This is a genomic window from Halobellus sp. EA9 (assembly GCF_051195055.1).
Taxonomy (GTDB): Archaea; Halobacteriota; Halobacteria; order Halobacteriales; family Haloferacaceae; genus Haloquadratum; species Haloquadratum rubicundus.
On record NZ_JBNTJW010000006.1, the window covers coordinates 1 to 21,036 of the forward strand.

At 67.6% G+C, this 21,036-nt stretch carries 23 protein-coding genes; 14 read left to right on the top strand and 9 right to left on the bottom strand.

Translation table 11 applies throughout. The features are described from left to right. Positions 1–565: 565 nt before the first annotated feature. From ACQUQ0_RS08775 to ACQUQ0_RS08790, 4 genes are all read left to right on the top strand, one after another. Entirely contained in the window at positions 566–859 is a 294-nt protein-coding gene (locus ACQUQ0_RS08775; protein ID WP_435184609.1) for a DUF433 domain-containing protein, read from the top strand. A gap of 1 nt (position 860) precedes the next feature. Then, entirely contained in the window at positions 861–1,205 is a 345-nt protein-coding gene (locus ACQUQ0_RS08780) for a DUF5615 family PIN-like protein (protein WP_435184611.1), read from the top strand. A gap of 182 nt (positions 1,206–1,387) precedes the next feature. Next, complete coding sequence (locus tag ACQUQ0_RS08785; protein ID WP_435184613.1) at positions 1,388–1,633, top strand: UPF0175 family protein; 246 nt, start codon at positions 1,388–1,390, stop codon at positions 1,631–1,633. Continuing rightward, entirely contained in the window at positions 1,623–2,114 is a 492-nt protein-coding gene (locus tag ACQUQ0_RS08790; RefSeq protein ID WP_435184615.1) for a DUF3368 domain-containing protein, read from the top strand. Before ACQUQ0_RS08785 ends, ACQUQ0_RS08790 begins: the two co-directional genes overlap by 11 nt. Positions 2,115–2,303: 189 nt before the next feature. Here the strand turns inward: ACQUQ0_RS08790 and ACQUQ0_RS08795 are convergent, their stop codons facing one another. From ACQUQ0_RS08795 to ACQUQ0_RS08805, 3 genes are all read right to left on the bottom strand, one after another. Next, positions 2,304–2,645 carry a DUF5615 family PIN-like protein gene (locus ACQUQ0_RS08795; RefSeq protein ID WP_435184617.1) on the bottom strand — a complete coding sequence of 114 codons (342 nt, stop codon included), beginning with the start codon at positions 2,643–2,645 and terminating at the stop codon, positions 2,304–2,306. Further along, positions 2,645–2,926 (bottom strand): DUF433 domain-containing protein, encoded by a 282-nt coding sequence (locus ACQUQ0_RS08800; RefSeq protein WP_372390395.1) that lies wholly within the window; start codon positions 2,924–2,926, stop codon positions 2,645–2,647. The genes ACQUQ0_RS08795 and ACQUQ0_RS08800 overlap by 1 nt, the downstream gene beginning before the upstream one ends. A gap of 162 nt (positions 2,927–3,088) precedes the next feature. Further along, positions 3,089–4,312: a PAS domain S-box protein gene (locus ACQUQ0_RS08805; RefSeq protein WP_435184619.1), complete on the bottom strand. Its 1,224-nt coding sequence runs from the start codon at positions 4,310–4,312 to the stop codon at positions 3,089–3,091. 189 nt (positions 4,313–4,501) lie between these two features. On the opposite strand from ACQUQ0_RS08805, the gene ACQUQ0_RS08810 reads away from it, so the two are divergent. Together ACQUQ0_RS08810 and ACQUQ0_RS08815 are read left to right on the top strand one after the other, a co-directional pair. Continuing rightward, positions 4,502–5,437 (top strand): 2-dehydropantoate 2-reductase, encoded by a 936-nt coding sequence (locus ACQUQ0_RS08810; RefSeq protein ID WP_435184620.1) that lies wholly within the window; start codon positions 4,502–4,504, stop codon positions 5,435–5,437. Between the two features lie 309 nt (positions 5,438–5,746). Beyond that, positions 5,747–6,973, top strand: a complete 1,227-nt coding sequence (locus ACQUQ0_RS08815) for a permease (protein WP_435184621.1) — start codon at positions 5,747–5,749, stop codon at positions 6,971–6,973. A 9-nt stretch (positions 6,974–6,982) separates the two neighbouring features. Here the strand turns inward: ACQUQ0_RS08815 and ACQUQ0_RS08820 are convergent, their stop codons facing one another. The 3 genes from ACQUQ0_RS08820 to ACQUQ0_RS08830 form a co-directional block, all read right to left on the bottom strand. Further along, complete coding sequence (locus ACQUQ0_RS08820) at positions 6,983–7,729, bottom strand: isopentenyl phosphate kinase (RefSeq protein ID WP_435184622.1); 747 nt, start codon at positions 7,727–7,729, stop codon at positions 6,983–6,985. Position 7,730: 1 nt separating this feature from the next. Continuing rightward, positions 7,731–8,783: a mevalonate kinase gene (gene mvk, locus ACQUQ0_RS08825; protein ID WP_435184623.1), complete on the bottom strand. Its 1,053-nt coding sequence runs from the start codon at positions 8,781–8,783 to the stop codon at positions 7,731–7,733. A 72-nt stretch (positions 8,784–8,855) separates the two neighbouring features. Then, entirely contained in the window at positions 8,856–9,200 is a 345-nt protein-coding gene (locus ACQUQ0_RS08830; protein WP_435184624.1) for a hypothetical protein, read from the bottom strand. A gap of 135 nt (positions 9,201–9,335) precedes the next feature. Between ACQUQ0_RS08830 and ACQUQ0_RS08835 the strand changes: the two genes are divergently transcribed. The 6 genes from ACQUQ0_RS08835 to ACQUQ0_RS08860 all read left to right on the top strand — a co-directional run bounded on the left by ACQUQ0_RS08835 (position 9,336) and on the right by ACQUQ0_RS08860 (position 14,326). Next, positions 9,336–10,397, top strand: a complete 1,062-nt coding sequence (locus ACQUQ0_RS08835; protein WP_435184625.1) for a M20/M25/M40 family metallo-hydrolase — start codon at positions 9,336–9,338, stop codon at positions 10,395–10,397. Between the two features lie 123 nt (positions 10,398–10,520). Then, complete coding sequence (locus tag ACQUQ0_RS08840) at positions 10,521–11,000, top strand: 50S ribosomal protein L11 (RefSeq protein ID WP_435184626.1); 480 nt, start codon at positions 10,521–10,523, stop codon at positions 10,998–11,000. A 308-nt stretch (positions 11,001–11,308) separates the two neighbouring features. Then, positions 11,309–11,947: a 50S ribosomal protein L1 gene (locus ACQUQ0_RS08845; RefSeq protein WP_435184627.1), complete on the top strand. Its 639-nt coding sequence runs from the start codon at positions 11,309–11,311 to the stop codon at positions 11,945–11,947. After that, entirely contained in the window at positions 11,944–12,987 is a 1,044-nt protein-coding gene (locus ACQUQ0_RS08850) for a 50S ribosomal protein L10 (RefSeq protein WP_435184628.1), read from the top strand. The genes ACQUQ0_RS08845 and ACQUQ0_RS08850 overlap by 4 nt, the downstream gene beginning before the upstream one ends. Before the next feature lie 18 nt (positions 12,988–13,005). Then, positions 13,006–13,350, top strand: coding sequence for a 50S ribosomal protein P1 (gene rpl12p, locus ACQUQ0_RS08855; RefSeq protein WP_372390417.1), 345 nt, complete (start codon positions 13,006–13,008; stop codon positions 13,348–13,350). 196 nt (positions 13,351–13,546) lie between these two features. Further along, positions 13,547–14,326, top strand: coding sequence for a hypothetical protein (locus ACQUQ0_RS08860; protein WP_435184629.1), 780 nt, complete (start codon positions 13,547–13,549; stop codon positions 14,324–14,326). Between the two features lie 22 nt (positions 14,327–14,348). Here the strand turns inward: ACQUQ0_RS08860 and larC are convergent, their stop codons facing one another. Further along, entirely contained in the window at positions 14,349–15,650 is a 1,302-nt protein-coding gene (gene larC / locus ACQUQ0_RS08865; protein ID WP_435184630.1) for a nickel pincer cofactor biosynthesis protein LarC, read from the bottom strand. Positions 15,651–15,854: 204 nt separating this feature from the next. On the opposite strand from larC, the gene ACQUQ0_RS08870 reads away from it, so the two are divergent. Further along, positions 15,855–18,080 (top strand): CDC48 family AAA ATPase, encoded by a 2,226-nt coding sequence (locus ACQUQ0_RS08870; protein ID WP_372390423.1) that lies wholly within the window; start codon positions 15,855–15,857, stop codon positions 18,078–18,080. A gap of 64 nt (positions 18,081–18,144) precedes the next feature. Here ACQUQ0_RS08870 and ACQUQ0_RS08875 read toward each other — a convergent pair whose 3' ends face one another. Further along, positions 18,145–18,588 (bottom strand): universal stress protein, encoded by a 444-nt coding sequence (locus ACQUQ0_RS08875; RefSeq protein ID WP_435184631.1) that lies wholly within the window; start codon positions 18,586–18,588, stop codon positions 18,145–18,147. Between the two features lie 77 nt (positions 18,589–18,665). Next, positions 18,666–20,564, bottom strand: a complete 1,899-nt coding sequence (locus ACQUQ0_RS08880; protein ID WP_435184632.1) for an ATP-binding protein — start codon at positions 20,562–20,564, stop codon at positions 18,666–18,668. 122 nt (positions 20,565–20,686) lie between these two features. Between ACQUQ0_RS08880 and ACQUQ0_RS08885 the strand changes: the two genes are divergently transcribed. After that, positions 20,687–21,034 carry a DUF7113 family protein gene (locus ACQUQ0_RS08885; RefSeq protein WP_435184633.1) on the top strand — a complete coding sequence of 116 codons (348 nt, stop codon included), beginning with the start codon at positions 20,687–20,689 and terminating at the stop codon, positions 21,032–21,034. The last annotated feature ends 2 nt before the right edge of the window (positions 21,035–21,036 follow it).

Here is a 21,036-nt window from a genome sequence, read left to right on the forward strand (position 1 = left end):
AAACCCGGCGAAGAAGCACTCAAAATCATCCTCGAAACCGCTCTATGACTTCACCAACAATCGCTTACCCAACAGCGTTCCTTCAAATGGTTTTCAGCATCTACCGTCACAGATTCGGTGTGTTATGCAACCACAATAACATTTTCGATAATCTCTTAGTAAGTGGGGGCTTGTCTCATCTTCAAAGCCAATCATCGATATTTATAACCTTAGAATCATATTCTCCGTGTATCGGTAGTTATTCCCTGTTTATGGAGCCCTTATTGAAAATTTTACATTTACCGAGCCTACTAGTAGATTCTCGCCCGGTAGTGTTCCGGGCGTACATCGACCTTTTACGCTGCGCGCTGGCTCCGCCAGCGCTCGGTAAAAGCTCGACCAAAAGCTCTCCTCGCTCCCGTTGGTCGCTCGTCGGCCTCGCGCTCACGTCCGTTCGCGCGAGTGAACCGGCGACCTACCGGGCTCTCCGAGCCACTCGGTCGCCGGACGCTGGACTGTGAGACTTTCACCAAGCCTACTTCGTATTAGCAGTATGCTTTTGCGGGAGTAGCAGCAACGTGTAGGTATGTCCGAGGGTGAATCCCGGCGGATCGCACGCGAACTTCTGAGCGAGCCCCATATTCGCGGCCGCAGGATCAGCGTCCGCCAGGTGTACGCCCTCGTTGAGGAACGCGGTGAGGATCCTGAGGCCGTTGCCGATCGGTACGATCTCGACGTAGCTGACGTGTATCACGCGTTGGCGTACTATCACGATCACCCGCGAGAGATGCGTGACGTAGAAGAGGCGCGCGAAGACGCTATGGAAGACTTCCGCGAATCCATCGACCGACCCGAAGGCGCCGGTCCAGACGCCGCCTGAAATGAGCGAGTGGCGTTTTCTGCTTGACGAGAACATCGACCCAAAGACGGCCACGTATTTGGAGAAGGAAGAGATCTATGCGGAACACGTCCGCGATGCGCTCTGGCAGGGAGCCGACGATGAAGCAGATGTGCTACCGTACGCACGGGAACACGAACTGATGGTCGTGACGAGCGACGTGAAAGACTTCGGTGGAGTGCCGGCTGATCGTCACGCTGGCATTGTTCTCCTCTACGACGATACGATGCCGGCATTTCGGGTTGCGGCTGGTCTTATTACAATGACCGACGCATACCAGGATCGAGATTCGTTCGGCGGGCGCGAGGAACTCGATCCGTGGATTTGAACAGATACATTGATTTTACGCGTTCAAGCGCCTCAGACCGTCTGGTTCACTTCCACTGGGCCTACTAGTAGATCCTCGTCCGGTAGTGTTCCGGGCATACATTTCGACCGCTTCGAGCGCTTGCTTTGTCCGCGGGGAAGACCAGCCAAACACTCAAGAATCGCGTACACGCATCTCACAGTATGGCGACGATAGAGATAGATGACGACGTTTACGAGGCGTTACAGCTCCCGGAGGGGGAGCGCTCGCCCGCAATGAAGCGGGAGCTGGCGGTCTCGCTGTACGCCCGTGACGTTCTCTCCTTCGGGAAAGCCCGTGCCCTGGCGGAGATGTCGAAAGTGGAATTCCAGAAACTTCTCGGAGAGCGCGAGATTCCGCGCCACTACGGCGAACGAGAACTCGAAGAAGATCTCGATTATGCCGAATAGCGGAGTTGTCGTCTCGGACACTTCTCCACTCCTGAATCTCGCACTCATCGAACGGCTCAACCTTCTCCGAAACCAGTTCTCCGACGTCACCGTCCCACGCCGCGTCTGGGAGGAACTCACCGAAGGTGAGGAAGGTCTGGACGCGCTCCGGGAGTTACGAGATGATGATTTCTTGTCTATCGTCGAGGTGGAACGCTCGGACCTGTTCGTCGAGATCTTCCACGAACTCGACCGCGGCGAGACGGCGGCGATTTGCTACGCAGTCGAGCACGGGGCCGACCTCGTTTTGCTCGACGAACGGGACGGACGACGCGTCGCTCGAAGACACGACCTGGAGGTTACCGGCGTTATTGGTATTCTTCTTCGTGGAGCGAAAGTCGATGAAGTAGAGTTGGAGCAGGAACTCGATGCTCTCCGCGAAGCCGGATTCTGGATTTCCGACGACCTCTACGAACAGATTCTTTCCGAAGCCGATCAGTAGTCTTTCCGACGGCGAGACAGCCGCCACCACCCTATTTCACTTCCACCGAGCCTACTAGTAGATTCTCGTCCGGTAGTGTTTCGGGCGACATACCGACCTTTCGTACTGGGCGAGTCTGCGGCTCGCTCGGTGAAAACTCGATCAAAGACGCTCCTCGTTGGTCGCCGGGGGTCGAACGCTATAGCCCACCTACAGCCAGTTCCGGCTCACATATTCGAGTGTCACTTCGGATTGGTCGATGTACTCGGAGAGTTCGTGTACGATATCTCCTACCTCTCGGGCCGAAAGCGTCTGATCCGTCTGGAAGAGAACACCGGCGGTATCTTCGACAGTGATCTGAGTGAAGAAGTCGTCGTCCTGAGTGAGAACGAGACGGTCTGTCTCGCGTGCGTACGTAGCGATCGCTTCGTCATCAGCACCCGGGCCGAGTTCTGCGATATCCACGATCCGTTCAACGCTATGTCCGAGCTTCCGCAGGTAGTTGATCGTCGCCTGCTCGACGTTTTCGTCAGCGAGGATACGATACCCCATCAGTCACGAACGTCGTCTGGATCGGTCGCCAAGTGAGCGTGTGCTTCGATCGCGGATCGTCGCCGACGTTCGATCGTCCGCATCTCTTCGGGGTGGTCGTGGTAATAGGTGAGCGCCCGATAGACATCAGCCACGTCAAGATCGTGGCGATCGGCGACCGTGCGCGGATCGAGTCCCCGTTCCTCGATTTGCTCTTTGAGGAACCGAACCGTAATCCGTCGGCCCTCGAGATGCGGCTCGTCGTGGAGTTCCTGCACGATGCGTTTCGTCACTTGGCTCATACTGGGCGCTACGCCGCCATCACACTTGAACGTCTGGACCGGATCTCTTCCGGAGTCACTCTCACCGGTCCTACTGATAGCACCTCATCCGATAGAGGCCCCAGAGATACCGATTCCGTCACGGATTCAAACCGACCGCGGGCTCGGATTCGCTCACCGATACTACGCGCTCTGTAACTCTACTGTGACCCGCGTGCCGTCCCACTCGCTGGTCTCGACGTCGAGCCGTCCGCCGGAGCTCCGCACGATCCACTGGGTCAGCCACAGCCCGACGCCGGTGCTGTGAGTGAGGTCCGTCTCCGTCCCGTTCCGCAGGACCTCGCGTTCGTTCGTCGGCAGTCCGGGACCGTTGTCGGCGATGACCAGTCGGACGCCCGCAGAGGAGTCGTCGGGCTTTCGGGCTTCGATCCGCACCCGCGGGTCGTCGGCGTCGTTGTGTTCGACGGCGTTCTCCAGGAGATTATCGAGCCCGTACGGGAGGAGTTCGTGCGCGGCGACCGGAAGCGACTCGGGGACGTCGACGTCGACGCGGGCGTCGGGCCAGTCGCGCCGGAGCCGCGCGGCGTGCTCCCGCAGTTCGGGCCCGAGATCGAACGTCGCAAGGGCCGATTCGTCGGGCTCGCCGAGCCGCTCGATGTTCCGCGCCGCCTCGCTCAGATTGCTGATGTTCGCGACGCGCTCGTCGATGACCTCGAGGTGATCGGACTCGGGAATCTCCTCGGAGAGCAGATCGAGGTGGCCGCGGATGACGGTGACGTCGTGGCGGATGTTGTGCCGCAGCGCCCGGTTCAGCACCGTCAGGCGCTGCTCGCGCTGTTTCCGCTCGGTGATGTCGCTGATCACGAAGGTCGCGCCGGTGAACTGCTCCTCGTGGTTGTAGAGGGGCGCGCCCCACAGGCGGACGTCGAGGAGCGAGCCGTCCTTGTGACGGTGTCGAGTCTCGACGCCGGTCAGCCGCTCGCCGTCCTCCAGCTCCGAGACCGGCGGGATCGACTCCGACGGCTCGGCCACGACGCGGGCGTACGGCTTCGACAGCACCTCGCGCTCGCTCCAGCCGAACGTCCGCTCGGCGCCGTCGTTCCACAGCTGGATGCCGCCGTCTTCGTCCAGCACGACGATGGCCACGGGCGCGACGTCGACGACGGACACGAAGCGGTTGACGAGGTACTCCACGGTCGTGGTGAGCACCGCGGCGCCCTCCTGGGGCGTCAGGTGTTCCTGGAGGATCGTCACCAGGTCGGCGGCGAGTCGATCGACCAGTTCGTCGCGGTCCGACGGCGCGTGCGACTGGTACGTCTCGACGAGCAGCTGCTGGGCCTCGTGGTGCCCCTGCGACCCGAGGATTCTGAACAGGGACCCGACGAGCTGGTCCGCGTGGCGATCCATTTTAGGCCAGCCTAAATAGTGGGGCGTCAAAGCAGTTCCGGATCCCGTCCCCGAAATGATAACTGAATTTCGGGTGCGCGCGAGACGTCGCCGCGAATCGCGAGTCGCGGCGGTAATAATTAACCGAGGGCGAGCGGAAGACGGTGGTATGCCAGCGAGACAGTCGAACGCAGCCGAGTGGACGGAGCGATGAAGGTCGCGGTGTACGGGGCCGGCGGCGTCGGCGGCTACGTCGGCGGTCGCCTCGCGCAGGCCGGCGCCGAGGTCCACCTCATCGCGCGGGGCGCCCACCTCGATGCGCTCAGAGAAGCGGGACTCCGCGTCGAGAGCGTCGAGGGCGACTTCGCGGTCGACCTCCCGGCGACCGACGATCCCGCGGAGATCGGCCCGTGCGACTACGTGCTCTTCACGGTGAAGTCCTTCGACACCGAAGCCGCCGCCCGGAATCTGGCGCCGCTCGTGGGCGAGGACACCGCCGTCGTCTCGCTCCAGAACGGCGTCGAGAACGAATCGATACTCGCCGACGAGATTGGGGCCGAGCACGTGATGGGCGGCGTCGCGTACGTCTTCTCGACGATCGGCGAGCCGGGCGTGATCGAACACACGGGCGGTCCGACGAGCTTCACCGTTGGCGAACTGGACGGCTCGCGGACCGAGCGCGCCGAACGGCTGGCGGAGTGGTTCGAGCGCGCCGACGGAATGGACGTGGAACTCTCCGAATCGGTGCGGACCGAGATCTGGGAGAAGGCCGCGTTCATCTGCGCCCAGGCCGGGATGACCGCCGCCGTCCGCCTCCCGCTGGGCGAGGTCCGGCGCCACGAGGAGTCCTGGTCGATGTACCGTCGGCTCTTCGAGGAGGTCTGCGAAGTCGGCCGCGCGGCGGGGACGGACCTGACCGAAGAGACCGTCGAGGAGTGGATGGCGTTCGCCGAGGGGCTGGAGGGCGACGCCTACTCGTCGCTGCACTACGATCTGACCCACGGCAAACGGATGGAACTGGAGGGGCTCCACGGCGCGATCATCCGGCGGGCGCGCGAGCACGACATCGCCGTCCCGATGAACGAGGCCGTCTACGCGATCCTCACGCCGTGGGCCGCGCGGAACGCACAGAGCGACGAAGACTGAGAGGCGTCTTTATCCGCGATTGGCTTTCGATTCGCTCGGTCTGCTCGGGAGATACTTTGGAATCCAACACGAATGCCCCGAGGACACGGCGCGTCGGTCGCGTTCTCGGAACTGCGTCGACGAGGTGGGTGCGGACCGGCGTCTCGTACTAACTCCGGCGTTTCTCTCGTTCGTCACTTCGGATTCTGAATTTTCGTCCGCCGATCGATTCGGAATATGAGTCGCAATCGCATTGGGACGGGAACGTGTAGGCTAGACCGACACGATGAGACTGAAACGGTCCGAACCGTCCGTCGGAGGTGAACCGCATTGGTAGTTGAGACAGCCGTCGAGGGGCTCCGGCTCGCGGGCGAGATGGCCTGGGAGACGTGGTGGGCGCTCGTCCTGGGGTTCACCATCGCCGGCGCGGTCGAGACGTTCGTCAGCGAAGAGCGGATGTCGGCGGTGCTCGGCGGCGACGGCTGGCGCGAACTCGGCCTCGGCACGGTCTTCGGGGCGGCCTCGTCGTCGTGTTCGTTCGGCGCGGTCGCGACGACGAAGTCGCTGTTCAAGAAGGGCGCGTCGCCGGTCGCCAGCCTCGCGGCCTTCCAGTTCGCCTCCACCAATCTCGTGATCGAACTCGGGCTCGTGATGTGGATCCTGCTCGGCTGGCAGTTCGTCCTCGCGGACTACGCCGCCGGCCTCCTCCTCATCGGCCTGCTCGCGGTGGCGTTCAAGTACGCCGTCCCCGAGTCGTGGTTCGCGGCCGCGCGCGGGCACCTCCAGTCGACCGAGGGCGTCCGCGACCCCTCCTGCGGGATGGAGGTCGATCCGACGAGCGACGACGTCCCGAGCGTCGAGACCGACGGCGGCACGGAGTACTTCTGCTCGGAATCCTGCAAGGAGGCGTACCTCGAATCCGAGCGGCAGCGGGACGCGACCTGGCGCGACAGACTCCTCACCGGAGACGGCTGGCGGCTCGCCTCGAAGAACGCGCTGGGCGAGTGGGAGATGCTGTGGACCGACATCGTCGCGGGCTTCCTGATCGCCGGGCTCATCGGCGCGTTCGTGCCCCGGGCGTGGTGGACGACGCTGTTCAGCGTCGGCGCCGAGGGGACGTTCGCGTGGGTGCTCGCGAGCGCGGTCATCGGCGTCGCCATCGGCGTCGTGACGTTCGTCTGCTCTGTCGGGAACGTCCCCTTCGCGGTGATCCTCTGGAACAACGGCATCGCCTTCGGCGGCGTGATGTCGTTCATCTTCGCGGACCTGATCGTGCCGACGATCGACGACGCCTACCGGCGCTACTACGGCCTCCGGCTGGCGGCGGTCCTCTTCGTCAGCATCTTCGTCGCCGCCGTGATCGCCGGCGTCGCCATCCACTACCTCTGGAGCGGCATCGGGCTGGTCCCGCCGCAGGGGCAGGCCGGCGGGACCGCGCCGTCCGGATACACCACGTACCTCAACGCCGCGTTCACCGTCGTCTTCCTGGCGCAGGTCTACGTGGGCTACTGGCAGACCGGAAGCGACGCCGAGAGCGAGGGCGCCCACGCGGGCTGATCGGACCGCTCACGCCGCGTCGCCGTCGACGACCGTCCCTGCCGACTCGCCAGCCAGAAAGGCCGCGAGGTCGTCCGGCCCGAAGATGTGGGCCGGCGAGTCCAGTTCCAAGAGCGCCCGCACCTTCTCAGCCATCCCGCCGGTCACGTCAGTCGCGTCCGAGGCGCCGAGGACGTCCTCGACCTCGGCGAACGACGAGATGCGCGGGATCACCGCGCCGGCGTCGTCGTAGACCCCCGGTACGGTCGAGCAGAGCCCGACGCGGTCGGCGTCGAGCCCGCGGGCGAGCCGCGTCACGACCTCGTCGCCGCTGATGACCGTCGCGCCCGCGCCCGCCTGCGCGACGACGTCGCCGTGGAGGACGGGAACGAAGCCCTCTCTCAGGAGCGTCGCCGTCGAGCCGAGCGGCATCGACAGCGCAGAATCGGCGTCGCGAGCGGCGAGAGAGAGCGGGTGGACCGGGAGCGCCGGGACGCCGGCGTCGTGGAGCCTCACGACGATCTCGTCGTTCAGCCGGCGCATCGAGTCGTGGATCGCCCAGACCTCGCCGGCGTCGTGGCTCCCCGACGAGGGGGTGACGCCGTGTTTGTCCGCGTGGTGGTGGCCGAAGCTCCCGGCGCCGTGAACCAAGGCGAGCCGGTCGAGGTCGGCGTCGGCGACCGCCGCGACCGCCGCGTCCAGGGCGTCGTCGTCGACGGTCTCGGGAGTCTCCTTGTCGGTGACGACGCTGCCGCCGAGCTTGAGGACGATCGTCATCTCAAGCATCCCCGCGGTCTGCGGCCGCGGTGCCGTCACCGGCCGACTCGACGCGGACGCCCTCCCGATCGAGTTCGGCGCGGAAGGCGTCGCGGCACTCGGCGGTGTACCGAAGCGCGGTCCGGGTCTCGGGCGTCTCGTCGAGCGCGACGATGCAGCCGCCGCCGCCGGCGCCGGTCAGTTTCGCGCCGTGGGCGCCGGCCTCGCGGGCGGCCCAGACCATATTGTCGAGCGTGCGCGAGGAGACGCCCAGGGCCTCCAGGAGGCCGTGGTCGAAGTCCATCAGCCGGCCGAGTTCCGCCAGGAGGTCGGCGGTCGGCTCCGAGTCGGGGTCGGCGTCGTAGAGGCGTTCTTCGCCCGCGCGGACGATGTCACCGATGCTCTCGACGGTGTCGGCGGCGAAGCCGTACTCCGCGCGGAGGTCGCGGACGCCCGCGACGAGCTCGCCCGTGTCGCCCGCGCCGCCGTCGAAGCCGACGACGAAGGGGAGGTTCGGCGTCTCGATGCAGCGGCAGTCGTCGCCCTCGACCCTGACGGCGCCGCCCATCGCCGAGCAGAAGGTGTCCGCGCGGGAGGCCTGCCCGTCCTGGACGTCGTACTCGGCGCGGTAGGCGCGGTCGGCGATCTCTTCCTTGCTCAGTTCGACGCCCAGCTCTCGGGTCGCGGCGTCGATGCCGGCCACGACGACCGCGGCCGACGAGCCCAGCCCCGCGCCGAGCGGGATCTCGCTCTCGACGGTGATGTCGAACCCCGCGTCGGGGGCGTCGGCCGCGTCGCGGGCCTGTTCGACCGCGGCGTCGATGTAGCCCATCGCGGCGTCGACGAGCCCCTCGGGGACGTCGACGTCCGGCCGCTCGGCGGTGTCGCCGGCGTACTCGACGGTGAAGCCGTCGAGGCTCAGGTCGCGGGCCTGGACTCTGATGTGGTCGTCCGAGCGGGCGTCGACGGTGACCGTGGCCCGGCGCTCGATGGCGCAGGGGACCGCCGGCTCGCCGTAGACGACCGCGTGTTCCCCGAAGAGGTACACCTTCCCGGGGGCGCTCGAAACGGTCATACGGGAGCAATACGAGGGGCACCGCTTAAGCCATCCGACCGCCAGCGAGGGGGTGCGCCCGTCCGGCCCGCCTCACGCAGCGCCGTCCGCGTCGTTCGCGTCGTTCGCGTCGGCCCCGCTCCCGGTAGTGAAGTCGGTGAGTTTGGTGCGTTCGCCGTCTCCGCGAGAGCGGGCCGCGAGGCGTTCGATGACGAGCGCGACGAGGGCGATGAACACGACGAGCAGGACGCGCTTCGAGACGCAGCCGCCGCGCCCCGGCCCCGAATCGTCGCTCTCGTCGTCGCTTCCGTCGCCCCCGGACGACGAGCCGAAGAGCCCGCCGATCGCGGGCGCGGTATTCGTCGCCTCGGCGTTCGCGGAGAAAGTGAGGCCGTCGTGCAGGTGGATCTCGAAGAGGGTGAATGACGTGTCGCTCATCTCTCCTCTCGGTACGCCGACAGGAGGAATAACCGTTGTGGAGCCCGGGCCGCGGGCCGAGTGACGGGGCGGCTTCGACCCGACCAAAGGGCCGGTATCCCGTAGTTTCAGGTGAACGGGGTGCGGAGCGGAGGTATGGACGAGGACAGACGCGGGTTCCTTACGGATCTCCTGACCACGGCCAGCCCCTCGGGGTTCGAATCGGCTGGCCAGCGAGTGTGGCTCGACTACGTGCGGTCGTTCGCCGACGACGTCTGGACCGACGACTACGGCAACGCGGTCGCGGTCCACGAGGGCGGCGCGGACGCCTCGATCGCCTTCACCGGACACGCCGACGAGATCGGCTACATCGTCCGGAACATCACCGACGACGGCTTCCTCCGGATCGGCTCGATCGGCGGCGCCGACCGCACGGTCTCGCAGGGCCAGCACGTCACCGTCCACGGCGACGAGCCGGTGCCGGGCGTGATCGGCCAGACCGCGATCCACCTCCGGGACCGCGAGGACGAGTCCTACGAGGACATCGCAGAGCAGTTCGTCGACGTCGGCGCCGACGACGACGAGGAAGCCCGCGAGTTCGTCGAGATCGGCGACCCCGTCACGGTCGAGACGCGCGTCCGTGACCTCCACGGCACCAAAGTCGCCGCCCGCGGGATGGACAACCGCGTCGGGACCTGGTCCGCGGCGGAGGGGCTCCGCGCGGCGGTCGAACGCGACGTCGACGCGACGGTCTACGCCGTCAGCACCGTCCAGGAGGAGGTCGGCGTCCAAGGCGCGAAGATGGTCGGCTTCGGGCTGGATCCGGACGCCGCGATCGCGGTCGACGTGACCCACGCGACGGACAACCCCGACATCCCCGGCAAGCGCACCGGCCCCGTCGAACTCGGCGCCGGCCCCGTCGTCTCCCGCGGGAGCGCGAACCACCCCTCGATCGTCGATCTCGCACGCGAGGTCGCCGGAGACGCCGACGTCGACGTCCAACTGCAGGCGACGGGCACGCGGACCGGCACCGACGCCGACGCGTTCTACACCTCGCGGAGCGGCATTCCCGCGCTGAACCTCGGGATTCCGAACCGCTACATGCACACGCCGGTCGAGGTCATCGACACCGACGACCTCGACGCCGCCGCGGAGTTGTTGGGCGCGGTCGCCGAGCGGGCGGCCGACGCCGCCCCGCTCGGCGTCGACCTGTCGTGATCAGGCGGCCGATCGGGGCGAACGCGGCGGGGGCCGACCCGCGCTCGATCCCCGTGCCGAACCCTGACACGGCCGTTCGGCCGAAAGAAAACCGTTAAAAGTCGGCGTAGGGTGTTGTGAGATATGGCTGGAACCATCGAAGTACTCGTTCCCGGCGGGGAGGCCAACCCCGGCCCGCCGCTCGGTCCGGAACTCGGCCCCACCCCCGTGAACGTCCAGGACGTCGTCCAGCAGATCAACGACGAGACGGCGGCGTTCGACGGGATGGAAGTCCCCGTCACCGTCGAGTACGAGGACGACGGCTCCTTTATGATCTCGGTCGGCGTCCCGCCGACGGCCGAACTCGTCAAGGACGAGGCCGGCTTCGAGACGGGCTCGGGCGAGCCCCAGGAGAACTTCGTCGCCGACCTGGACGTCGAGCAAGTGAAGAAGATCGCAGAGCAGAAGTCCTCGGACCTGCTCTCCTATGACTCGTTCAACGCCGCGAAGGAGGTCGTCGGGACCTGCACCTCGCTGGGCGTGACGATCGAGGGCAACGATCCGCGCGAGTTCAAACAGCGGATGGAAGACGGCGAGTACGACGACGTCTTCGTCGACGAGTAATCCGTCCAGACGCGCAGTCGACAGCGGGCCGCGACCGCGACCGGCCGCCCTTCTCTCTGCGAGTTTCGTCCGACCCTCCACCACTGGGTCCGTCAGCCGCGTCCGAGCGGCCGCACAGCGGCGCGTCCGCGCGGTTCGGTCCGTGCAGACGATTCCCACAGATCGGGCGTTTCGAGCCCGAAATCCGGCGGTACGGGGCCTCCGCTTCGACGGACTTAAGTCCGCCATCCTCCTTCGCTCCGACGAGGCAGGCAGACGCCTGTTTCACTGACCCGTAGGAGCAATCCTGCGTACTACGGAGGTGAATAATGGCAGATACGATAGTTGACGCAGTCTCTCGCGCACTCGACGAGGCCCCCCCGCGGAACTTCCGTGAGACGGTGGACCTCGCCGTGAATCTGCGCGACCTCGACCTAAACGACCCGTCGAAACGTGTCGACGAGTCTGTCGTTCTCCCGTCCGGGACCGGACAGGAGACGCAGATCGTCGTCTTCGCGAGCGGTGAGACCGCGCTCCGAGCCGAGGACGTCGCCGACCAGGTACTGGACGGCGACGACCTCGAAGACCTCGGAGACGACACCGACGCGGCAAAAGACCTCGCGGACGAGACCGACTTCTTCGTGGCAGAAGCCGATATGATGCAGGACATCGGCCGCTACCTCGGGACGGTCCTCGGTCCGCGCGGGAAGATGCCGACGCCGCTCCAGCCGGACGACGACGTCGTCGAGACGGTGAATCGGATGAAGAACACGGTGCAACTCCGCTCCCGCGACCGCCGGACGTTCCACACCCGCGTGGGTGCCGAAGACATGGACGCCGACGATATCGCGGACAACATCGACGTCATCGTCCGTCGACTCGAAGCGAGCCTGGAGAAGGGCCCGCTCAACATCGACTCGATGTACGTGAAGACGACGATGGGCCCGTCCGTGGAGGTGCCCGCATGAGCGGCAGTGCCTCCGCGCGGCGCACCGAGACGATCCCCGAGTGGAAGAAAGAGGAGGTCGCCGAACTGGTCGACTTCCTGGAGAGCTACCAGTCGGTGGGCGTCGTCGACGTCGCCGGCATCCCGAGCCGGCAACTCCAGAGCATGCGCCGTGAACTCCACGGCAGCGCGGAACTGCGGATGAGCCGCAACACGCTCACCGTCCGCGCGCTGGAGGAGGTCGACGACGGCCTCGAAGACCTGACCGAGTACGTCTCGGGCCAGGTCGCCCTCGTCGGCACCAACGACAACCCCTTCGGGCTCTACAAGCAGCTCGAGGCCTCGAAGACCCCCGCGCCGATCAGCGCGGGCGAGGTCGCCCCCAACGACATCGTCATCCCCGAGGGTGACACGGGCGTCGACCCCGGTCCGTTCGTGGGCGAACTCCAGCAGGTCGGCGCCGCCGCCCGGATCCAGGACGGCTCGATCCAGGTCACCGAGGACTCGAAGGTGCTCGAAGCCGGCGAGGAGGTCTCCGAGGACCTCGAAGGCGTCCTCTCCGAGCTCGGCATCGAACCCAAGGAAGTCGGGCTCGACCTCCGCGGCGTCTTCTCCGAGGGCGTCCTGTTCGAGCCGGACGAGCTCGCCATCGACGTCGACGAGTACCGCGCGGACATCGAGTCCGCCGCCGCGGCCGCTCGGAACCTCGCGGTCAACGCGGAGTACCCGACGGCGCAGTCCACCCCGACCCTCCTGGCCAAGGCGGCCGGCGAGGCGAAGGCGCTCGGGCTGTTCGCCGCCATCGAGGACCCCGACGTGCTGCCTGATCTCGTCGCGAAAGCCGACGCGCAGGTCCGCACGCTCGCGGCCCAGATCGACGACGACGAGGCGCTCCCGGAGGAACTCCGGGGGGTCGAGGCGCCCGAACCGGCCGCCGACGAGTCGGCCGAGACGGGCGACGAGGAAGCAGAATCGGCAGACGAAGAAGACGAAGACGAAGACACTGACGCCGACGACGATGACGACGACGGTGCCGAAGGACTCGGCGCGATGTTCGGATAACACACGAGGTACACAACAATGGAATACGTTTACGCTGCGCTCATCCTGAACGAATCGGGCGAAGAGATCAACGAAGACAACGTCACCGCGGTCCTGGAGGCCGCCGGCGTCGACGTCGAGGAATCCCGCGTCAAGGCGCTCGTCGCCGCGCTGGAGGACGTCGACATCGAGGAGGCCGTCGAGACGGCCGCCGCCGCGCCCGCGCCCGCCTCGGGCGGCGCCGCCGGCGGTGCCGACGAGGCCGACGCCGACGAGGACGAGGGCGACGCCGACGAGGCCGAAGAGGAGGCCGACGAAGGCGACGCCGACGAGGAAGAGGACGAAGAGGCCAGCGGCGAGGGCCTCGGCAACCTCTTCGGCTGAAGCCGACGGACGCCGACCGTCCGATCCGGACGTCGCGCCGACTCGTCTCCCGAACCGATTTCTTTCAACGCCACCCGGCGAGCCGCGCGTCCGCGACCCGTGCGCGCTCGCGAGCCGCGTCGTGGTCGGGGCGCGCACCGCCCGCGGAACAGCCCCGAGCCGACAGTATATATACGATCACGCCGAAAAGCCGGGAGTGATCGTCGTCGCGACCGACGACTTCGAGCTGTACCACGACGTCGTCAACGAACTCCGGGACCGGGGCGTGACCTTCACCACCCAGGAGCCGGGCGAAGGGCTCCCCGACCGCACGCGGGTCGTGATCCGCGCGCCCGAGGACCGCGTGGAGACGCCCGCGGACGTCGAGACCGTGGTCGCGGATGGAGACGACGCGCGCCGGGCGGTCGAAGAGGCGGTCTCGATCCTCCGGGGCGGCGGCGGACGCACGGTCGTCGGCGTCGACCCGGGGACGCGCCCCGGCATCGCCGTGCTCAAAGGCGACGCCGTCGTCGCGGCGTTCCAGGTGCCGCTGGCGGACGCGGTCGAGACCGTCAGGCGGGAGGTCGAAGAAGAGCCCGACCCGGTGGTCCGGATCGGCGACGGCGCGCGGCTCCAGGGCTCGCAGTTGGTCAACGACCTCGACGACGTCGCCGTCGAGTTGGTCGACGAGACGGGGACGACGCCCTACCTCGGGACCGGCGCGCGGGGGATGGGCGACGTCCTCGCGGCGGTCAACATCGCGCGGCTCCCCGGCGAGGAGGTGAGCAGCCGCGAGATCGAGCCGACCGCGGGGGAACTCCAGCGGATCAAGAACCGCTCGCGGGAGGCGTCGGCCGACGGCCGGACGATCGACGAGGGGCTCGCCCGCCGGGTCGCGGCCGGCGAACTCACCGTCAGGGAGGCGCTGGAGGCCCACCGCGAGCGGGGCGACGAAGCGGACGAAGGCAACGGGGACGGGGACGGGGACGGGCAGTAAGCCGCGGAAGCGACGAGCGGGACTACTCGCCACGCACCGCCGCTTCGGCGCGACGCATCACCTCGCGGACCGGGAGCCCGGTCGCCGTGGCGACCGAAAGCGCGTCGTCGTACTCCGCGCTGTAATCGTACGGGTCGCCGTCGGCGTCGGACGCGATCTTCACGGCGACCTCGTGGGTGTCGCCGTCGACGTCGATTTCGGCGGTCTCGAAGTCGCGACCGGCGACCCAGCGGTGGCCGGCGCCGTGCTCCCGAACCCCGAGGGTCCCCGTCTCGACCGCGAGCCGGTGGGCGACGCGCTCTGCGTCCTCGGGTCGAACGATGACCTTCACCAGGTGGCCGGGGCGGGACTTCTTCATCGTCGTCGGGAGGATCGTCACGTCGCGAGCGCCGGCGGCTTTGAGCGTCTCCTGGAGCCCGCCCAGCAGTTCCGGCGAGGCGTCGTCGAGGTTCGTCTCCAGGACGGTGATCTCGTCGCGGTCGAGCCGGCGGCCGCCGTCGCCGACGAGCGCGCGGAGGACGTTCGGTCGCTCGGGGAAGTCGTAGCCGCCCGCGCCGTAGCCCGACGCGTCGACGTCGAGGGTCGGGAGCGCGTCGACGCCCTCCGCGACGTGCGCGAGGATCGCCGCCCCCGTGGGGGTGAGGAGTTCGGCGTCGACCGGGCCGCCGCGGAGCGACCACGACGCGTCGGCGGCGATCTCGACGACGGCGGGGGCGGGGATCGGGTACTCCCCGTGTGCCATCTCCTGGGAGCCGTCGCCGGTCGAGAGCGGCGTCGTGACCACGCGCTCGACGTCGAGGTCGTCGAGGAGGAGCGCGACGCCGACGACGTCGGCGATGGCGTCGTCGGCGCCGACCTCGTGGAAGTGGGTGTCGTCGAGGTCGGTGTCGTGGACGGCCGCCTCGGCCTCGCCGAGGAGTCGGAAGATCGCCTTGGCGTCGGCCTCGACCGCCTCCGAGAGGCCCATCGACTCGACGATCTCGATCACCTCAGGATAGGTGCGGTGTGGGCCGTGACCCTCCGCGGGCGTTCCAGTAGCGGCGTCGTGGTCGTGGCCGTCGTGGTCGTGGGTGTGGTGACCGTGGTCGTGGTCACCGTGTCCGCCGTGAGCCTGCCCGCGAGTCCGCTGTCGGTCATCGGCGAACACCACGCGGACCCGCGTCGCGGCGATGCCGTTCTTGTCGACGGTCCCGACGTCGTACCGGAGATCCAGGGCGTCTTCGACCGGCGCGAGCGCGTCGGGGTCGGCGCCGGCGTCGAGGAGGGCCGCGAGCAGCATATCGCCGCTGGCGCCCATCCGACCGTCGAAAGCGAGCGTGCGCATACCGACAAATCGCGGCGGGACGGCAAAGGTCCAGCGAGACGGGCGCGGGCCGCGCCTCTGCCGCGGTCGGTAAGGATTTGTATCCCCGAGGACAAGGATGCTACAGAGTGTCACACCGGGGCGGGACCGCCCCGCAAGCGGACGCAGGGAAGAATTTAACTCCGGTCGTGACCGACTGGCGGGACGTATCCCCGCGACCCAATCATGAACGAAGTTCAACTCGAAGTGGCGAAGGCGTACCCGAACGACTCGGGGCGCGGTATCGCCCGTCTGGACCCGGACACGTTGCTGCATCTGAAGCTCTCGCCGGGAGATATCATCGAAATCGAGGGTGCCGAGACGACGGCGGCGAAGGTGTGGCGCGCGGACCGGCAGGACTGGAACACCGACACGGTCCGCATCGACGGATTCACGCGGCAGAACGCCGACGTCAGCATCGGCGAGCGGGTGACGATCCGGAAGGCCGAAGAGACCAAAGCCGAGAAGCTCGTGCTCGCGCCGCCCGAGGAGGCGAGCGTCCAGTTCGGCTCCGACGCGGCCGGGATGGTCAAGCGCCAGATCCTCAAGCGGCCGGTCGTCGAGCGCGACATCGTGCCCGTGATGTCCTCGACGAACCATCCATTTATGCGCTCGCCCGGCCAGGCGATCCCGCTCATCGCCGTCGAGACCGAGCCCGACGGCGTCTGTCTGGTGACAGAAGACACCGAGGTCGAACTCCGCGAGGAGCCCATCTCGGGCTTCGAGAAGACCGGCGGCGGGATCACCTACGAGGACATCGGCGGCCTCCAGAGCGAGATCCAGCGCGTGCGGGAGATGGTCGAACTGCCGATGAAGCACCCGCAGATCTTCAAGAAGCTCGGCATCGAGCCGCCGCAGGGCGTGCTGCTGCACGGCCCGCCGGGGACGGGCAAGACTCTCTTGGCGAAGGCCGTCGCCAACGAGACCTCCGCGAGCTTCTTCTCGATCGCGGGCCCCGAGATCATCTCGAAGTACTACGGCGAGTCCGAACAGCAGTTGCGCGAGATCTTCGAGGACGCGACCGAGGAGTCGCCCTCTATCATCTTCATCGACGAGCTCGACTCGATCGCGCCAAAGCGCGAGGACGTCACCGGCGAGGTCGAGCGCCGCGTCGTCGCCCAGCTGCTGACGATGATGGACGGCCTCGAAACGCGGGGCCAGGTCATCGTCATCGCGGCGACGAACCGCGTCGACAGCGTCGACCCCGCGCTCCGTCGCCCCGGCCGCTTCGACCGCGAGATCGAGATCGGCGTGCCGGACGAGACCGGACGGAAGGAGATCCTCCAGATCCACACCCGCGGGATGCCGCTGTCTGACGACGTCTCCCTCGACCACCTCGCGGACGAGACCCACGGCTTCGTCGGCGCCGACATCGAGTCGCTGACGAAGGAGGCCGCGATGAAGGCCCTCCGCAGATACCTCCCCGAGATCGACCTCGACGAGGAGGACATCCCGCCGAGCCTCATCGACCGGATGATCGTCAAACGGGAGGACTTCCAGGGCGCTCTCGCGGACGTGGAGCCGTCGGCGATGCGGGAGGTGCTCGTCGAACTGCCGAAGGTGTCCTGGGACGACGTCGGCGGGCTCGAAGACCCCAAGCAGACGGTGAAAGAGAGCGTCGAGTGGCCCCTCACCTCCGAGGACAGATTCGAGCGGATGGGGATCGACCCGCCGAAGGGCGTGCTGCTGTACGGGCCGCCGGGGACGGGCAAGACCCTGATCGCGAAGGCCGTCGCCAACGAGACGAACGCGAACTTCATCTCGGTCAGGGGCCCGCAGCTCCTCTCGAAGTGGGTCGGCGAGTCCGAAAAGGCCATCCGGCAAACGTTCCGGAAGGCCCGCCAGGTCAGCCCGACGATCATCTTCTTCGACGAGCTCGACAGCCTCGCGCCCAGCCGCGGCGGCGACACCGGCAACAACGTCTCCGAGCGGGTCGTCAATCAGCTCCTGACCGAGCTCGACGGCCTAGAGGAGAACGGCAACGTGATGGTCATCGGCGCGACCAACCGCCCGGACATGATCGACCCGGCGCTGATCCGGTCGGGGCGGTTCGACCGCCTCGTGCTGATCGGCCAGCCCGACGAGGAGGGCCGCGAGCAGATCCTCAAGATCCACACCCGCGACTCGCCGCTCGCGCCCGACGTGAGCCTGCGCGAGATCGCCGAGATCACCGACGGCTACGTCGGCTCCGACCTGGAGACGATCGGCCGCGAGGCCGCCATCGAGGCGCTCAGGGAGGACGGCGACGCCGAGGAGATCGAGATGCGGCACTTCCGCAAGGCGATGGAGTCCGTCCGGCCGACGATCACCGACGACCTGATGGAGTACTACGAGGAGATGCAAGAGCAGTTCAAGGGCGGCAGCAGCGAGCGGCTCGGCGAGCGGCGCGACGGCCGCATCGGCTTCCAGTGAGGCCGAGACCGTAGCGGTGCAGGGCGGCCGGGTCGCGGGATCCTCGTTTCTCGTTTCTCGTTTCCTATCTGACGATCGTCACGGGCACGGGCGACCGCCGCGCGACGTGTTCGGCGACGCTGCCGAGCAGGAGCCGGGAGACGCCGCGCCGGCCGTGACTGCCGACGGCGACGTGGTCTGCGTCCCGGTCGCGGGCCTGTTCGACGATCGTCGCCGCCGGGCGCCCGACCTCGGTGACGGTCTCGACGGCGACGGCGGCGCCGTCGGACTCGCGCTCGCTAGCCAACAGATCCCGTCCCTCCGCGAGGATCTCCTCGGCGTCGGCCTTCGCCTCCTGATACCAGTCCTCCGAGCCGGTCGGCAGGACGCCGGCGCGGTAGCCCGCCTGTACGGGGTCGATCACGTGGAGGAGCGTCACGCGGGCGTCCGGCCACTCGTCGGCGACGAACCGGACGGTATGGAGCGCCTGGGGGGAGCCGTCGAGCGGGACGAGTACGTGCCTCGGCATACGCCCGCCTACACCGTCGACGTATAAAAAACAGCAACCGAGCGTACCGCGACCGGGGCCCGGAGCCGTCGGGCGACTCAGTCGCCGTGGCGCGTGAGACAGACCGGCAGCCCCTTCAGTTCGACCGGCTCGGAGTTGTCCGGCGAGTAGACGACCGCCTGGCCCTTCTCCATATACGGCACCTTGTCCTCCAGGGCGGGCGGGATGTTCACGCTCTTTATCGCGTCCTCGTCGCCGAGGTTGAGGACGAGCCGGGTGTTGATCTGCTTGAACACCGACTCGGCGACGTCCTGGGGGTCCTGGGTGACGAGGAAGAGCCCGAGGCGCTCCTTGCGGCCCTGCTTCGCGGCCTCGGTGAACTTCGAGATGACCTTCCGCGCCTGGACCGTGTCGGCGTCGGCCAGGAAGTTGTGGGCCTCGTCCATCCCCAGGAGGAGCGGCGTCTCCTTGATCCGCGTCGAGTCGGGCGCGTTCGAGAGCTTGTCGTCGATGAGCATACTCGACACCGCGAGCACGAACAGCTCCTTCGCGCGGCTGGTCGAGAGGTGGTAGGTCGGGATCACCGTCAGCCCGCCGGGGCGGACGAGCTGGTGGTCCAGCTCCGTGATCGGCCGCGCGGACTGGTCGAAGACGTCGTTCGGCACGCCGTGGACCCGGCGCTTGACCGCGTCGAACGTCGACTCGTGGACGCGCCCCGACTCGTCGAGCTGCTCTTTGAGCGCGGGGTCGTCGAGGAACGTCTTGAACTCCGCGTAGGTCCCGCCGTCGCCGTACTCACCGAAGAAGCGCGACAGCAGCTGACGGAGCGCGGCGTACTGATTCTCGTTCAAACTGCTGCCGGCGACGAGCCAGGGCCGGTCGCGCGCCATCGAAAAGGGGATCGTGAACTCCAGCTGCTCGGCGCGGTGGTTGTCGCCGCCGTAGGGCACGCCGTCTTCCTTCGGCACCAGCGCGACCGTGTCGTCGTGGCCGCCGTGGACGATCCCCTCGCGCTCGTAGCGCCGTTTCGTCTCCGCGTCCATCACGGGGTTGTCGTCGTGCATCTGGGCGTACTCGTCCTGCGGGTCGAACTGTACGACCGCGAGGCGGGCCGAGCGGCCGTCGTCCATCTCGTAGGTCCGCTCCTCGTCGAGGAGCTGCCGGAGGACGTTCTTCGTCGCGTGGGTCTTGCCCGACCCGGTGCCGCCCGCGACGAGGGTGTGCCGGAAGACGAGCGGGTCGCCGTCGCCGTAATCGTCGTGGAGCCGATAGTCGATCGTCGGCGGCTCGGCCGCGGTCCGGACCTTCTCGCCGCCGACAGAGAGGTGCCCGAGGAAGATGCCCGCCGAGGGGATCTTCAGGCCGGTCTTGATCTGGTCGGGATCGGTGGCCTCGGTGACGACGGCGCCGGGCTTGGGCACGCGGTCGACCATCCGGCGCTTCAGCGTCCGCTCGTCGCCTCCCCCGTCCTCGAAGAGGACCGCCAGCGGATCGAGCGACGCGACGAACTTGTAGTCGCGTTCCTCAAACCAGTCGCGGCGCATCGCGCGCCGGGCGTGGATCTCGGTGGCGTCGTCGGTCTGGAACTCCTGGGCGTACTCCAGGGCGGTGATCTTCGCGAACAGCAGCTCGTCGTCCGGGTAGGGGACGAGCAGGTACTTCCCGAGCCGGACGGCGTCGCGGTTGTCGGTGGTGACGTACGCGCGCAGGGAGGTCTCGTCGCCGTCCTCGGCGACCCGGAGGCCCTGAGAGACCGAGATCGCGCCGAGCCCGCGGTCGCGACCCGCCGGCGACGCGTCGTACGACTCGAAGGCGACCTCCTCGGGCGAGTCGTCGTCGCGTGGAGCCCCTCCGTCGCCGGCCTCGACTCGATCGCCGCCGGCGGCCGCGTCGCTCCCGCGGTTCGCCTCGTCGTCGCGGCTCGGTTCGCCGCCGGTGTCACCCTCGTCGTCGGTCGGTCGGTCGTCCGCGCCAGGCTCGAAGTCCCCGAGATCCATCTCGTCTTCTCCCTGCGTCGGCAGCGACTAATAATGACTGCTCTCCGGGCCGCCAGCGACCGGACGCGCGCGGCGAGTCGCCACGCCGGGCCGCTTTTGCCCGCCGGGGCCCTACCCGAGGTATGCTTCTCGTGCGCGGCCACGGCGGCGGGACGACCCTCACGGGGACGATCTTCGAGCGCGGCGAGCGCGCGCCCTCCTACAAGGGCGCGCCCGACGAGGACGCCCCCTACGTCTGGGTCTGCGACGCCTTCTACGAGGTCGAAAGCGGCGGCTCCGAGACGGTGATCGACGGGGAGACGAAACACGTCGCCTTCGAGTCGCCGATGCCGCGCGGCTTCGAGACCCGCGAGCGCGCGCTCGATGCGGCCAAGGAACACGTCCGGACCCAGTTCGCCCGCGTGGGCGTCCCCGAGGCCGAGGTCGACGTCGAGGTCCTGAAAGAAGAGCCGGGCGCCGAACACTCCTGATC

Coding starts and splice junctions, on each gene's coding strand:
- ACQUQ0_RS08775 (WP_435184609.1), top strand. CDS start 566: ATGTCCGAGGGTGAATCCCGGCGGATCGCACGCGAACTTCTGAGCGAG.
- ACQUQ0_RS08780 (WP_435184611.1), top strand. CDS start 861: ATGAGCGAGTGGCGTTTTCTGCTTGACGAGAACATCGACCCAAAGACG.
- ACQUQ0_RS08785 (WP_435184613.1), top strand. CDS start 1,388: ATGGCGACGATAGAGATAGATGACGACGTTTACGAGGCGTTACAGCTC.
- ACQUQ0_RS08790 (WP_435184615.1), top strand. CDS start 1,623: ATGCCGAATAGCGGAGTTGTCGTCTCGGACACTTCTCCACTCCTGAAT.
- ACQUQ0_RS08795 (WP_435184617.1), bottom strand. CDS start 2,645: ATGGGGTATCGTATCCTCGCTGACGAAAACGTCGAGCAGGCGACGATC.
- ACQUQ0_RS08800 (WP_372390395.1), bottom strand. CDS start 2,926: ATGAGCCAAGTGACGAAACGCATCGTGCAGGAACTCCACGACGAGCCG.
- ACQUQ0_RS08805 (WP_435184619.1), bottom strand. CDS start 4,312: ATGGATCGCCACGCGGACCAGCTCGTCGGGTCCCTGTTCAGAATCCTC.
- ACQUQ0_RS08810 (WP_435184620.1), top strand. CDS start 4,502: ATGAAGGTCGCGGTGTACGGGGCCGGCGGCGTCGGCGGCTACGTCGGC.
- ACQUQ0_RS08820 (WP_435184622.1), bottom strand. CDS start 7,729: ATGACGATCGTCCTCAAGCTCGGCGGCAGCGTCGTCACCGACAAGGAG.
- mvk (WP_435184623.1), bottom strand. CDS start 8,783: ATGACCGTTTCGAGCGCCCCCGGGAAGGTGTACCTCTTCGGGGAACAC.
- ACQUQ0_RS08830 (WP_435184624.1), bottom strand. CDS start 9,200: ATGAGCGACACGTCATTCACCCTCTTCGAGATCCACCTGCACGACGGC.
- ACQUQ0_RS08835 (WP_435184625.1), top strand. CDS start 9,336: ATGGACGAGGACAGACGCGGGTTCCTTACGGATCTCCTGACCACGGCC.
- ACQUQ0_RS08840 (WP_435184626.1), top strand. CDS start 10,521: ATGGCTGGAACCATCGAAGTACTCGTTCCCGGCGGGGAGGCCAACCCC.
- ACQUQ0_RS08845 (WP_435184627.1), top strand. CDS start 11,309: ATGGCAGATACGATAGTTGACGCAGTCTCTCGCGCACTCGACGAGGCC.
- ACQUQ0_RS08850 (WP_435184628.1), top strand. CDS start 11,944: ATGAGCGGCAGTGCCTCCGCGCGGCGCACCGAGACGATCCCCGAGTGG.
- rpl12p (WP_372390417.1), top strand. CDS start 13,006: ATGGAATACGTTTACGCTGCGCTCATCCTGAACGAATCGGGCGAAGAG.
- larC (WP_435184630.1), bottom strand. CDS start 15,650: ATGCGCACGCTCGCTTTCGACGGTCGGATGGGCGCCAGCGGCGATATG.
- ACQUQ0_RS08870 (WP_372390423.1), top strand. CDS start 15,855: ATGAACGAAGTTCAACTCGAAGTGGCGAAGGCGTACCCGAACGACTCG.
- ACQUQ0_RS08875 (WP_435184631.1), bottom strand. CDS start 18,588: ATGCCGAGGCACGTACTCGTCCCGCTCGACGGCTCCCCCCAGGCGCTC.
- ACQUQ0_RS08880 (WP_435184632.1), bottom strand. CDS start 20,564: ATGGATCTCGGGGACTTCGAGCCTGGCGCGGACGACCGACCGACCGAC.
- ACQUQ0_RS08885 (WP_435184633.1), top strand. CDS start 20,687: ATGCTTCTCGTGCGCGGCCACGGCGGCGGGACGACCCTCACGGGGACG.